We start from the raw sequence: 13,009 nt of genomic DNA on the forward strand, positions 1-13,009 counted from the left end.
TCCTTTCTCAGCACTTAATGTTTATTTTTTGTGCTTTTTGTTTTGCTTGTGCAAGCAAAGCTTGTCGTGCTGATTTTTTTTGATCAGCAGTTACCTGCCCCTTTTTTGCTGCACCACGAGCAAAATCATTTGATTTAATTGTGCCTTTTCCCATAAAATTCTTCCTACTTCAATGATTCATTTGTTATTGAAACAACATTAGCGACCGCAGCTCCCTTAATAGACTTAACCTTCAGATCAACTTGATCACCTACCTGCATTAACAGAGCAGTTTGACTTTGTGAAGGATCCAAAGTGTACAGCGTTTGATCATCGGTCAGCTTAAAGACAACAACTTGTTTACTATTTAACGTCGCATTAGTATTAACGCGAGAGACTTTACCGCTAACCTTTTTGATTTTAACCTTTTGATCACTTGCGGCTGCTGATTGCACGCTACCGGCAAGGACATTACGGTAAGATGACAGTGCGTCTGATGCATTGGCACCCTCACCAATAACATTCTGGTCAGCACCTTTAATATAGGCATACTCACGGAAACGTTCATTATTATCCATCATCGAAACAACCCAAGTTGGAGTTCCGTCAATATTCATAATAACTGGATTCGAGCCATGCCATTTATTTTGTGGATGTAACTGCTTAGCAACTTTCATCGCACCTTCAGAATCCATGATACCAACATTTTTACCGGTATAGAACCGTAATTGACCAGTTCGTGTGTCAACTAGTGAATAGCCCTTATCCGAATCCGCATTTGAACGTACCGTTGTAAAATCATCAAAATATGCCAATGACCCATTAACATTAAACATAGGGGTCACACCACTTTCAGAACCATTCTCAGTTGGTTTGATTTGATTCTTGTGTCGGAAATTAAATGCATATGGATTACCATATGTTCGATTCATTAAGGTTGCTGCCTCAGGTGAAACACCAACATCGACCCATTTAGGTAATTCATTTGTTTTATAAACTTTTGTTTGCCCACTGTCCGCGCTAGTAATTGCAACATGAATATTATCAAACAATAATTGACCAGCCCATCGAACACGTAATAGGGTTTGTACCCAATAGGTTTTGCCATGATTATCAACTTCTAAAATTGGCTCACCAACTTGTTGATATCGTGGATTAGCCATATAAATTTTACGAGCAATGCTATGCGAGAACCAACTCGTTTCAGAATAAGCCATATCATTTTTCACGAAGTGTGCTGTGTCATTAATATCAGTTGCTGAAATGATAAAATAACCTGGTAATTCACGATTCATAAACCATGATACAAAACCATTAAACTCTACTGGTGCCACATAGTATGACTTCCCTTTAATATATTGTGCCGATAAATCACCTAATTCATACATTGACGAATCTGGCACTTGTGAGAAAGCCTTTTTCATCATATTTTTTGCTGCTTGTGCTGACAAAGCAATTGGCTGATCGTCCTTAGTCAACGGTGCTTCTTTATGGTGTTCTGCTTGGACAGAATGATACATTGGTCGCACAGTTAGTGCCTTTGATACGCCTGCAGATACTGATATACCAATAGCTACAAACGGAATAATAAATGGCCAAAAAGTAATGCCCTGTACACTAAATGAACGTTTACCATTCGTCACTCGCTCAACTAGGAAAGACGATGCACCAGTAATCACCGACCAAATACTGATTAGCGTGGTTTCAATTGCCACTGGTATTACTAATTGTGATAGTGTCGGCACTGGCATCCACCAATACACAAAAATAGCATTCATGACAGTAACAGTACCAACTGCCAACCAATCTAATTTGCTAAGCCTTAATTTTTTTGCCCATAGAAACGTCACAATAGCCGTAATTTCCAGAACTAAAAATGATGTAATCATGCATTTCTCCTCATATAAAATAGATACCATAATTGTACCATAATATCAGCCTTTTTTAAGTTTCCCACCGGTATGCTATGATGAACTTAGACACTAACTTAGGAGGCTGCCATTAATGGTTATGGAACAATACTTTAAGAATTTACGTAAAAAAATTGGCCATGAAGAAATTATTATGCCAGGTGTTGCTGGTATTTTGTTTGATGAGACGCATCAAAAAGTTCTCATGGAGCAACGTGGTGACGGCGAAATCGGCTGGAGTCTTGTTGGTGGTATGCAGAATTTAGGTGAATCTGCCCCAACATCAGTCATTCGTGAATATAAAGAAGAAACCGGTATTGATGTTAAAATTAAGGCATTAATTGGTGTTGATACCAATTTTCATCATACGTTCCCTTCAGGTGACAAAGCACAAATTCCAATGTTTCTTTTTGAAGTTGAAAGAGTTGGTGGTACACTTATTGCCGACGGTGACGAGACATTGTCACTAAAATTTGTTCCACTATCTGAGCAACCCAAGATGTACAACAAACAGCATCAATTAGCTATCGATCAAATTAGCAATCAAGTGCCCTATGGCTGGTACTTTTAAACGTAAATAGCGTAAGGAGAGCGAGACAAAAGTCGTTTTGAAGCCGGTGTGTACCGTAGTTTTCGTAATTTTTGGTCGAAGCAAAGCGACGGACAGAAATGTCGTAAATTGCGTTACATTGAGGCTTCAGACTTTTGGAACGCGTTTATGCTGTCAAACTAACATGCGTTTAATTAATATCTTTTAGCACAAAGAGGTTGGGACATTTTCTTTTGTCCCAACCTCTTTGTGCTAAAAATGTATTAATTATAGACTTTTATCTCTCTCTAAAGCATATGCATAGTCAATTTACTGCGTCCATTACCTAATTTTTTAACTGCTAACTGTTGCGGGATTTGTTGTTTCATTGACGTGACGTGCGAAATAATACCCACTAATCGGCCACTCTGCTCAACCATACTCAAAGCTTCCATAGCTTGTGAAAGCGTTTGTTCATCAAGTGAGCCAAAGCCCTCATCAATAAAGAGCGCGTCAATTTTTGCACCACCTGCTCGATGCTGGACAATCTCAGCCATTGAAAGAGCAATCGAAAGTGCTGCAATGAATGACTCCCCACCAGACAGTGTACTCGTCGCTCTGATCTTACCACCATCTTGATCATAGATGTCAATATCTAAGCCATTTTGATTTGCTCGACCTGCTTGTCGATCTGACAAAATAAATTGGTATCGGCCAGCGGATAGCACACCAATATAATGACGATTAGCATACTCTAACACATCGTATAAGAAGCGCCGTAAAATGAATGATTCGAGCCGTAATCGCTTGTCGTTGTTACCATCAACTGCTTGCACCAATGCAAATAGATCTTTACCAGCAGCTTGTTGCGCCAACCATTCATCTTGTAATTTCTGTACTGACAGCTCAATCTTTATTTGTTGATCTAATTGTGCTTTCTTAGCCGTATAATCAGCAACCTGTTTCTCAACAAAAGTTTGTTGTTCATTAACAAGTCCTTGCAATTTTTCTAAGTCAGGATGATTTTCATTACCAATTTGGTGTTGTAAATCTGCTACTTCTGAAGACAAGTTTTTAATGCTTGTCTGGTAAGCCATAATCTCATCATGCAATTGATTGATTTCGTCTGGATTTTGTTGTAAATGTGTCATCAAGTCTGAAAATGCTGTCCAATCTTTAACCGGGCCTTCATCAATTGACTCATTTAAAATCTTCTGTTCATTGACTAAATCTTCTTGAATTTGCTGTAATTTTTGCTGGACGTCTGTCAATTGTTGTTGCTTTTCCTGTTGACTATTTTCGTTAGTTAACAATTGTTCTCTTAACTTTGTCCCTAAACCCTCATATTGTTTGATTTCAGTTTGAAGTCGCTCAATTTTTTGTTCATAGGCCATCTCCGATAGTAATCCTTCAGATGTACCAGTGAGTTGCTCAATTTCCTCAGTCAAATCCTGCTTGGTATTTTTCTGTAAGACTAGAGTCTGATTATTTTCAACTATTTTATCCTTAATTTGTTGCACTTGCTGCTGTTTCGTGACAATATCCTGTGATAACACATCAATCTGCGCCTTAGTATCACGCATAAAGTCTAATGCCAATTGCCCAGTCTCTTTGAGTAAATTATTGTCAAAGGCAGTTGGTAATTGACTGAAAGATTGATCTAAAGTCCCCATGATCTGCTGCCAGTCGGTTTTTAATTGCTCATAAAGATGTGCTATTTCATTTTTTCGTGACGTCAACCAGACTTGTTCACTATCAATTTTAGTTAAACTAGTCTGGTGATCCGTTTTAACTTTGGCTAACTGTGCAGTCGCTTTTCTAACTGCTAGCTCCGTCTCTTCAACAGCTTGAATGGCATTTTTTAAATCTATATATGAAATTGAACTATCCATTTCATGTTCATGCTGTTGCCCTTGGTAAATCTGGCCACAAATGATACAAGGCTCACCAACCTGTAATTCTTGCTTTAGTTGCTGAATTAAGATATCCCGACGTAAAGATTGCTGTTCCTTTAATTTTTGAAGTTGCAAAGCTTGGTTATTTTCTGCCGTAGCCACTTGTCCTGCTAATTCGGTTGCTTGTGCTTTTATTTCTTTTAAAGTTATCTGGCGGGAGTCATACTCACTACTTTTTTCATTTAGAGACGCTATCTGTGAAATCAACCTTGTTAAATTAATTTCATTTACGGCAATTTTCTGTTTATCAGATAAATGTTTTTGTTGTGTAGCTAAGTCGCTTTGAGCAGTTTGGCATTGTCCTGTTAAGACTTGTTGTGTTTGTTCTCCTGACTTTATTGCTGCAATCGCTTGTTGCAATTTTTCTTGAGCTTTCGTCAGTTGACGCGATTTAGGAAGTAAATCACTTTGAATTTGTTGTAGCGTCACCCGTTTCTCAGCAATGTTTTCCTGTTGTTCATTATGCTTTGCTTGCGCGTCCTTTAAACTCGATTGTTGTTGTTTTAGGACACTTATTGCTTTATCAATTTGTTGCTTATTTTCTGACGTTTCATTAAGTTGCGCATTCAATTGATCTTGCTTATCAACTATTGAACGTTGTGCTGCACCCCAACGTAATGTGCGCAACCAAACTGTTTTCTGGTCAATTTCTGGTTTAAACGTCTTTTTTTCTTGTAAATCTTGTTGTCGTTTTGCTAATTGTGTATATAAATCAGCAATTCGTCGTCCATCTTGATATTCTTGCTGCACAGATTGCAATTTTTTTCGAGCAACTGCTAGCTGATTACCTTGCTCAGTTATCGTCACCCGCATATCTTTATTCATCTGAATCAAGACTGCCAATTTTTCTTCTGCAGTTGGCGCGCTTGTTTCAATATCATCTTGTGGCCAACTAATTTGATTTAGTCGTTCATTTCGTTGAAAAACAATTTTTTCCAAATTACTGTCAGATATTTTTTGTTGTTGCTTTAACTCATTAGTAAATTGATCAAAAATTGCTGTACCAAATAATTGGCGTAAAATTACCTTTTTTTCATCACTTTGAGCACTTAAAAATTCACGAAATTTATCTTGCGGTAACAAAATGATTTTGCGAAATTGTTCAGCATTCAAATGCAATAATTCTTTAATTTGGTCATTAACAACAGTCGCCTTATCTCCTAGTGCAGCAACAGGCGTTTTGAGTGTGTTGTCGACTTCTAAAAGAGAAACCGTGGCTTTATGAGCGGTTAAATCCAAATCTGATTTTGCTCCCCGCTTTTTTTTCAGCATCTGCGTTGGTGTTCGTTTAATTTCATAGAAATGACCATTATGTTCGAACCAAAAAATGACTTTTGTTTCAGAAACTGTATCCGCAAATTCACTGCGCATATCTTCCGGTTGGCGTTCACCAGTGCCTTCACCAAATAACGCATAGGTCATACCATCAAATATAGTTGTCTTACCAGCACCTGTATCACCTGTGATTAAGAATAATTTAGATTCTGTAAAATTCGAAAAATCAATCACTGCATGATCGTACGGTCCAAAATTGTTCAACTGTAATTTTATAGGACGCATATTAGTTTTCTTCCTCCTGTTGATGTAGCTGGCTCAAAGTATCATCAATAAGTTTTTTTTGATTGTTATTTAACTGTTTACCAGTTACAAATTGATAAAAATTAGCAATCATGACATCATCGTTACCATCATCAGCTTTAATTTCCGGTATATCCTGTCGATTCTGAACTAATTTTGGCAAATCATATTTAACTTCTACAACATCCCCATAAATTTCAGCTAACATCGCCCGTGCATTCGTTGCCGTGACATGTCCCTGAATTTTAATACTAAAATAATTTTTATGACCTCGTTCGTATTGCTGATAAAAATCGGCATCAATTAATTGTTCAAACGTACCAGTTAACAGAATCAAATCCTTTTTAGGTAACAAAGGGTGCCAACTTGTTCTCACTTGATGATTTTTGATTTCAACAATATAGACCCCTTTTTCAGACTGGGCTTCTTTGGTATTAAATTTAATTGGTGAACCTGAATATTGCACAACATCACTCGGACTAGCTTGTCGTAGATGTAAATGTCCGAGCGCAACATAATCAAAATCCTGAAATAGTTGGTCATCCAAGCCTCGCAATCCACCAACTTGTGAGTTTGTTTCACTAGTAAACTCATAATCTTGATTTTTACTACCAACAACGTAGTAGTGGGTCACTAATACATGGTTCATTTCTGGTTTAAACTGGGCAACCATCTCTGACACGATACGAGGCATAACCTGATTAATTGTTTGATACTGAGATGCTTCGTCCTCTGTTATACCGTAATAAACACGGGCCATTGAAGGTTCAATGAAAGGCAATAAAAATATTTGTGTATCCTGTGTCTCAACTGGTTTAAAGGCATCTGCAAGGGTTGTATTTAAATATAATTGATTTTTTTCACGCCACTCACGCCCTGCGCCCAACCTGGTTGCACCATCATGATTTCCTGAAACAGCGTAAATGGGCATTTTAAACGTTATATTTAGATCTTTTAACATACCTTCTAAACTGTTGACTGCTGAAATAGGTGCAATACCCCGATCATACAAATCACCAGCGATAATTACACCATCTACTTCTTCGTTAACTGCTAAATCCCTAATTTGTTGATAAGCTGTTTGCTGCTCTGCCAGTAGTGAGTAGCCCCCTAACTCCTTACCAATGTGCCAGTCAGCTGTATGTAAAAACTTCATAATCAAACTTCCTCTAATTTTCATTGATTATTTAACTATTAATTGTCATTCTGAAGGTTATTTTTCAGTTAGAAAACAAAAAGAAGTTGGGACAAAGGAAAATGTGCCAACTTCTTTTTGCTAAAAATATCTTAATTAAAAGCACGGCAATTTAATTGTATAAACACGTTCCCAAAGTCTGAAGCCTCAATGTAACGCAATTTGTCTCGCTTTCTTCTAACTTGATACTTTTGTCATTAACGTATCCACTTACGCAATGGTACGCTCACAATCAATGCCAAAATAAAGCCAACTAAAACTTGGACAATATTAGCAGGCACATCCGTTAAACCAGCTAATGCTGCTGATTGCAAAGACATCTTTGAGCCACCTGTCACCCAAAGTAGGAAACTACCTGCTACCCAATAGCCAACTACCATCGTCAAGCCACCTAAGAAATTCCCTAATATACGGACACCGACTGTTTTTTCAACATTATAGTGCCCAATAATCCAGCCTTCTGTTCCGTGAATAATCAATGAAAAAAACATCCATTGTGGATAGCCCGCAAATAAGTCCAACAAAAAACCAGTCAAGCCACCAACTGCCAGACCCATTTTAGGTCCAAAATGCCAAGCACCGATAAAAATGCCGGTCTCAACCAAAGAGACAAATCCGGTGGGTGTCGGTAATTTAGCGACGTAACTTAATACAATATTGGTGGCGATTAAAACCGCCCCGATAGTGAGTTGTTTTGTTTTCATTTGTTTTACCCCTTACGCCGGCGAGCTGCCTGCCAAACATTACCAACCTTAAAATCATCATTTAAATTAACACCGTGCAAAATACCATGATGAACAAAATCTTTTGCATCATCAATGGCCATTAACACAGGAACATTTTGAGCGATTTGACTAGCAATCGCCGCAGAAAATGTACAACCTGCACCATTGTTAAATGGTCGCTCTATTTTGGATAATTTAATAACTTTTTTCGTATCCTCAGAAATCACGGCATCTGATGCCATATCACCGTCTAAACGAACGCCACCTTTAACAACAACCGTTTTGGGGCCAATTTTATGAAGCATTTCAGCAACCGTCAATAGGTCAGCCTCAGAATGAATAGCCTGTTGTGTTAGTAACTCGGCCTCGATCAGATTAGGTGTCACAACCGTTGCTAATGGTAATAACTTTTGCTTAATTGCAGTGGATAATTCTGAAGCATTGACTGAATCAGTTTCTTTAAATGCCATCACTGGATCAATCACTATTGGAACCCGTCCAACATATTGTTTTATAAACTGACTAACTAAATCAATATGTGCAACAGAAGGTAACAAACCGACTTTAATCCCCTTAATGTCTGACAACTCTCCCAGGGACGTCAATTGTTTCGCCAACACAGATATTGGTACCTCATGGATATCAAAATCGTATTGATTAACAGTCACAATGCTTGTAATTGCACTTAAACCAAACAAACCATATTCATTGAACGTTGCTAAATCAGCTTGAACTCCACCGCCAGATAAAGTATCAGAACCAGCGATTGTTATGATTTTCCCTACCACCATCGCGACACCCCTTTTACAGTAATTAAATTTAAGTTTAGCACAAATTACTACCTGTAAACATAGACTTATTAAGCGTAGGCACAAAAAAAAGAAGCCGTGAGTTAACACGACTTCTTTTTCGATACAACTTACTTGATTGCATCCTTCAATGCCTTACCAGGCTTGAATGCAGGAATCTTTGATGCAGCAATCTCGATTTCCTCACCAGTTTGTGGGTTACGACCCTTACGAGCTGCACGAGAACGTACTTCAAAGTTACCAAAGCCAATTAATTGGACTTTTTCACCCTTTGCCAAAGTTTCTTGGATTGAAGCAAACACTGCATCAACTGCAGCAGTTGCATCCTTCTTTGTCAAACCAGTTGCAGTTGCAACATCAGTTACTAATTCTTGCTTGTTAGCCATTTAGTTTTCCTCCTGCATAGGTATTATTAGCTAAGTGCCAATAAATTTAGATTGAATCTGTAATTAGATTTCGATACTTAGAATATCATAATTATACGCTTCTTACAAGTAAAAAATGTCTTAAAACGTTGATATGACAAGGTTTTTGTCATATCCTTAAACATTTTCATAAAATTGTGATGAAAGAAGCCCAGATTAAGTTTATTTTTATTTTCGTGCTCGTTTAATCAAATGAATTGGTGTTCCTGTAAAATCAAATGATTTACGAATTTGATTCTCTAGGAAACGTTCATATGAAAAGTGCATCAACTCAGGATCATTTACAAAGACAACAAACGTTGGTGGTTGAATAGCAACTTGTGTCGCATAATAAACACGCAATCGCTTACCATTAACTGTTGAAGTTGGGTTTAGTGCCAAGGCATCCATAATAACTTCATTTAACGTTGCTGACTGAATGCGCTTTTGATGATTATCATTTACTTGCTTGATTAAGGCTGGCAATTTATTCAAACGTTGCTTAGTCATGGCAGAAACAAAAACAATTGGTGCATATGACAAGTATTGGAACTCTTGACGAATCTGATTTTCAAAATCAGCCATCGTATGATTATCCTTTTCAAGGGTATCCCACTTGTTCACAACAATAATTACAGCTCGACCAGCTTCATGCGCATAACCCGCCACATGTTTATCTTGTTCGCGAATACCTTCCTCCGCATTCAAGACAACCAACACGACGTTGGAATCATCAATGGCACGCATAGCACGCATAACCGAATATTTTTCAGTTGATTCATACACTTTACCACGCTTACGAATTCCGGCGGTATCGACCATAACGAATTCATCACCATAAGCTGAAGTAAATCTTGTGTCAATTGCATCACGTGTTGTACCGGAAATGTCCGAAACGATCACTCGTTCTTCGCCTAAAATAGCATTTACTAATGATGACTTACCAACATTTGGACGACCGATGAATGAAAAACGTACTGCATCGTCTTCTTCTTGTGCCTCAATCTCTGGGAAATTAGCAACAACTTGGTCTAGTAAGTCTCCTAATCCCGTACCATGTGCACCAGAAATTGGATATGGATCACCAAATCCTAATGCATAAAATTCATAGATTTCTGATCGCAATTCAATATTATCAACTTTATTAACAGCCAAAACAACTGGCTTTTTTGATCGATACAATATCTTAGCAACACGTTCATCAGCTTCTGTCAATCCTTCACGGGCTGAAACCATGAAAACAATCACATCAGCTTCGTCAATCGCAATTTCAGCTTGTTGCACAATTTGTGACATAAATGGTTCATCACCCATGTCAATTCCACCGGTATCAATTAATCGAAATTCATGAGTCAACCATTCAGCACGCGTGTAAATACGATCACGTGTGACACCTGGTGTATCCTCTACAATTGAAATTCGATCACCCGCGATGCGGTTAAAAATTGTTGATTTACCAACGTTTGGACGACCAACAACAGCCACAACAGGAAATCCCATATTATCCTCTTTTCTGAATCACAAAGATTATTGCAATTCGTTTTAATTTGTATACGCTATGTTTAATATTAACATGAATTAATACGAAACAAAAATTAGAGAGCAAGACAAAAGTCGTTTTGAAGCCGGTGTGTAACGTGATTTGCGCCATTTTTGGCCGTAGCAAAGCGAAGGACAGGAATGGCGCAAATTGCGTTACATTGAGGCTTCAGACTTTTGGAACGCATTTATGCTATCAAACTAACATGCGTTTAATTAATAACTTTTAGCACAAAAATTAGAGGCTGAGACAACATCTGTCCCAGCCTCTAACTGTTTTAAACTATTCTAATGCTTAGTTAAAATCTTTGAAGATGTCACCAAAAGCATCACCTAACGTTGCTGAACCTTCTTCTTCAGAAGTTGAGTAGTTAGTAGGTGCAGATTGGCGAGGGCGACGTGAACGACGAGGACGATCATTTTCCTCGTGTGCAGGTGCCTCTTCCAAAGCCTTGATTGACAATGACAAACGTTGACGTTCTGGGTTAACATCCAAAACCTTAACTTGAACCTTGTCACCAGCCTTCAATACATCACTAGGGTTAGCAATGTGCTTGTGTGAGATTTGTGAAACGTGAACCAAACCTTCAACACCTGGGAACACTTCAACGAATGCACCAAAGTCAACCACGCGCTTAACAGTTCCTTCTAGAACTGTACCAGCTGGTGCCTTTTCAGCAGCTGCATCCCAAGGTCCTGGTTGTGTAGCCTTGATTGACAATGAGATACGCTCACGTTCTGGATCCAAGCCCAAAACCTTAACCTTAACTTCTTCACCAACTGACAAAACGTCTGAAGGTTGTGAAACGCGTTCGTGTGAGATTTCAGATACGTGTACCAATCCATCAACACCACCAAGGTCAATAAATGCACCAAAGTTAGTCATACGAGCAACTTTACCTTCAATGACATCACCAACTGATAGTTCATCAAAGATGCGTGCCAAAGCAGCTGAGCGCTCTTCATTCAACACATCACGACGTGACAAGATCAAACGGCTATCTGCAGCATTGATTTCAATAATCTTTGCACGGATAGTTTGACCCTTGTATTGGTTCAAATCTTGCACGAAACGGTTCTCAATCATTGAAGCAGGTACGAATCCACGTACACCTTCAACATCAACAACCAAACCACCCTTAACGGCTTGCGTTACTGGGGCTTCCACAATGTCGTCAACACTGTGCTTGCTTGCGATTTCTTCCCAAGCACGACGAGCTTCAAGACGACGCTTTGACAATAGGTATGATCCACCTTCCTTGTCAGAACCGATAGTTGATACAACTACCAAATCCAACACGTCTCCAACCTTGACAAGGTCATTTACGTCCGCATCGCGGTCAGTTGTCAATTCGCGCAAAGGAATTACACCTTCAACGCCGGCACCTTCAATACCTACGATAACTTGACGATTATCATCAATTGCCAAGACTTCACCCTTAACTACATCGCCAACTTTAACTTCGGCTACGCTGTCAAGAGCTGCCAATAGCTCGTTGTTCTCTTCGTTCATTACAATATATCCTCCTGGTCACACGACTCTAATGAATATTATACCCAATATTGGTATATATTACCAGTGCTTTTTACACTTTTTTGAGTTGTATTTATTAATTTTGTAATTTATTTTCAATAATGCGTTTTACTTCAGCAACCACTTCTGAAATTGATAGTCCAGTAGTGTCCAATTCTACCGCATCGGATGCTTTTTTTAGTGGTGATATTTCACGGTGAGAATCTAAGTAATCTCTTTTTTCAATTGCTGTTTCTAAGTCCGCTAACGTCGTTGTCATACCTTTTGCTTGGTTTTCCTTAAAACGGCGGACTGCTCGTTCATGAACTGAGGCAATCAAAAAAATCTTGACTTCAGCTTTTGGTAATACCGTGGTGCCAATATCTCGTCCATCCATCACGACACCACCCTCACTTGCAATATTACGTTGCAAGTCAGTCATTGCAGTACGCACCTCACCATAAGCTGAAACAATCGATACATTAGCTGTTACTTCAACTGATCGAATATCATCAGTCACTTCTTCATCGTTTAAGAACACACGTTGTACAGGATTACCCGGCTTAAACGAGATATCAATTTTAGGTAACAATGCGACAACTGTTTCTTCATCCGTCAACGTAACACCTGCTTTAATCGCAGCCAGTGTAACGGTACGATACATTGCGCCTGTATCAACATAGACAAAATTTAAGTCAGTAGCCAAAATTTTAGCAATCGTTGACTTTCCTGCCGAGGCTGGTCCATCAATTGCAATCTGAATTGGGTTCATGATCCACATCCTTATTCAATTTATTACTGTTTTATTTTACGCTTAATTTAGCTGAAACACTAGGTATATTTAGTAAAAAAAGCCGGAACAATTAACGTTCC

General features: G+C 38.5%; 11 protein-coding genes. 1 reads left to right on the plus strand and 10 read right to left on the minus strand.

Going from position 1 to position 13,009, the window contains the following annotated elements; all coding sequences use genetic code 11:
- Positions 1–7 precede the first annotated feature (7 nt).
- Together HMPREF0877_RS10230 and HMPREF0877_RS01410 are read right to left on the minus strand one after the other, a co-directional pair.
- On the minus strand, positions 8–154 hold the full coding sequence (locus tag HMPREF0877_RS10230) for a hypothetical protein (protein ID WP_002827343.1): 147 nt from the start codon (positions 152–154) through the stop codon (positions 8–10).
- A gap of 10 nt (positions 155–164) precedes the next feature.
- Positions 165–1,868: a hypothetical protein gene (locus HMPREF0877_RS01410; protein WP_040760208.1), complete on the minus strand. Its 1,704-nt coding sequence runs from the start codon at positions 1,866–1,868 to the stop codon at positions 165–167.
- Positions 1,869–1,983: 115 nt separating this feature from the next.
- Here HMPREF0877_RS01410 and HMPREF0877_RS01415 point away from each other — a divergent pair, with 115 nt between their 5' ends.
- Positions 1,984–2,460: an NUDIX hydrolase gene (locus HMPREF0877_RS01415; RefSeq protein WP_002827345.1), complete on the plus strand. Its 477-nt coding sequence runs from the start codon at positions 1,984–1,986 to the stop codon at positions 2,458–2,460.
- Positions 2,461–2,726: 266 nt separating this feature from the next.
- Here HMPREF0877_RS01415 and HMPREF0877_RS01420 read toward each other — a convergent pair whose 3' ends face one another.
- The 8 genes from HMPREF0877_RS01420 to cmk form a co-directional block, all read right to left on the minus strand.
- Positions 2,727–5,933: an SbcC/MukB-like Walker B domain-containing protein gene (locus HMPREF0877_RS01420; RefSeq protein ID WP_002827346.1), complete on the minus strand. Its 3,207-nt coding sequence runs from the start codon at positions 5,931–5,933 to the stop codon at positions 2,727–2,729.
- A gap of 1 nt (position 5,934) precedes the next feature.
- Complete coding sequence (locus HMPREF0877_RS01425; protein ID WP_040760211.1) at positions 5,935–7,107, minus strand: exonuclease SbcCD subunit D; 1,173 nt, start codon at positions 7,105–7,107, stop codon at positions 5,935–5,937.
- A 236-nt stretch (positions 7,108–7,343) separates the two neighbouring features.
- Positions 7,344–7,850 carry an ECF transporter S component gene (locus HMPREF0877_RS01430; RefSeq protein ID WP_002827349.1) on the minus strand — a complete coding sequence of 169 codons (507 nt, stop codon included), beginning with the start codon at positions 7,848–7,850 and terminating at the stop codon, positions 7,344–7,346.
- Positions 7,851–7,855: 5 nt separating this feature from the next.
- Positions 7,856–8,662 carry a bifunctional hydroxymethylpyrimidine kinase/phosphomethylpyrimidine kinase gene (locus HMPREF0877_RS01435; RefSeq protein WP_002827351.1) on the minus strand — a complete coding sequence of 269 codons (807 nt, stop codon included), beginning with the start codon at positions 8,660–8,662 and terminating at the stop codon, positions 7,856–7,858.
- 128 nt (positions 8,663–8,790) lie between these two features.
- Positions 8,791–9,066 (minus strand): HU family DNA-binding protein, encoded by a 276-nt coding sequence (locus tag HMPREF0877_RS01440; RefSeq protein ID WP_002827353.1) that lies wholly within the window; start codon positions 9,064–9,066, stop codon positions 8,791–8,793.
- A gap of 207 nt (positions 9,067–9,273) precedes the next feature.
- Positions 9,274–10,584, minus strand: coding sequence for a ribosome biogenesis GTPase Der (gene der / locus HMPREF0877_RS01445; RefSeq protein WP_002827355.1), 1,311 nt, complete (start codon positions 10,582–10,584; stop codon positions 9,274–9,276).
- A gap of 334 nt (positions 10,585–10,918) precedes the next feature.
- On the minus strand, positions 10,919–12,136 hold the full coding sequence (gene rpsA, locus HMPREF0877_RS01450) for a 30S ribosomal protein S1 (RefSeq protein WP_002827357.1): 1,218 nt from the start codon (positions 12,134–12,136) through the stop codon (positions 10,919–10,921).
- A 97-nt stretch (positions 12,137–12,233) separates the two neighbouring features.
- The gene (gene cmk, locus HMPREF0877_RS01455) at positions 12,234–12,908 is read right to left on the minus strand and encodes a (d)CMP kinase (protein WP_040760217.1); all 675 of its coding nucleotides are present in this window, start codon (positions 12,906–12,908) and stop codon (positions 12,234–12,236) included.
- Positions 12,909–13,009 lie beyond the last annotated feature (101 nt).

It is taken from the genome of Weissella paramesenteroides ATCC 33313 (assembly GCF_000160575.1).
Taxonomy (GTDB): Bacteria; Bacillota; Bacilli; order Lactobacillales; family Lactobacillaceae; genus Weissella; species Weissella paramesenteroides.